Origin of the sequence: Microcoleus sp. LAD1_D5 (genome assembly GCF_036702115.1) — a bacterium.
Classification (GTDB): Bacteria; Cyanobacteriota; Cyanobacteriia; order Cyanobacteriales; family Microcoleaceae; genus Microcoleus.
Window position 1 is genome coordinate 1 of sequence record NZ_JAUBSA010000189.1, and the last position, 1,071, is coordinate 1,071.

The 1,071-nt window shown below is 34.9% G+C and carries 1 protein-coding gene; it reads right to left on the reverse strand.

The window, feature by feature from the left end:
* A partial coding sequence (locus QUA70_RS28495; RefSeq protein WP_333410778.1) for an IS630 family transposase occupies positions 1-935 on the reverse strand: 935 nt, incomplete at its 3' end.
* Positions 936-1,071: the final 136 nt, after the last annotated feature.

The window sequence follows — 1,071 nt, forward strand, 5'->3', positions numbered from 1 at the left end:
GGGCTGTATTCGGGGAGGAATTCTAAATGAAGGTTAGGCATTTCTGTTTCAATTATTTTCAGGTACTCTTCTTTCTTATGAAAACTAGCATTATCAAGAACAATCACTATTTTCGCTCCTTTTTCAGCAAATTCTGAGGCTTGATTACCTGCTGATACCCATTCATGGATTAGCTCTTCATAAAAGAGTTTGAGCACTTGATAAAAATTATATGAATTGCCTTTTTTGAGGAACTCTACCCACCTTTTTTTATCCGAATTCCTCACTCCTCCCATTACATTAACTCTGCCTTTTATTCGGTCTCCTCGGACTTTTTTTCGACTGCCTTTTTTACACCAGTTCTTTCTTCTGGTGACTCTTAAACTAAATCCACTTTCGTCCCAAAACCATACCTGTAATCGTTCTGGCGTTGATTTTTCTATTTTTAAATATTCTGCTATCTTTATTTTAAACGCTGTTCTTTTTTCAGGATTTCTCTTGGACTCTAGGCTATACTTAGCCCAGATGTAAACATACTTTTTTTTCTTTAATATCCTCCGAATTTGTCCTCCACTTAATTTTATCCCTGTGGATTCTTCTAAGTATGTTGCTAATCTCTGCGCTGTCCATCGTCCAAAATCATATCCTAATTCTTGAGGGTCTTTTTCTATAGTTTCTAATAATATATCTATATATTTATCTGTGGCTTTTTTGTGATTTCCCTTCATCCTCTCATCAATTAGACTTTCTAGATTGTCGGGGTCTCCCTTGACACACCAATAAGATACTTTATTGACTGAGCAACCCAAAAAATCAGCAATTTTAGATTGTGTCTTGCCGTCATTGAGCAATAATAAAATTAGAATTCTTTCTCTAATATTTGCCTTTTCTTCCTCTCTTAAGGCTTTTTGTAGTTTCTCTATTTGTTGGGGATTGAGATGGTTTTTAGCTGGCATTTTTGTATAAATTGACTAAACTCATTTTTTATTATACCCTATTTAAAGGCACAACAGCTTATTAGTTATCCGACCGACTTAGGACTATTAAACGGAGCCAGAGTTCATACAGAAAAAATCATAGACATCCTGTCTA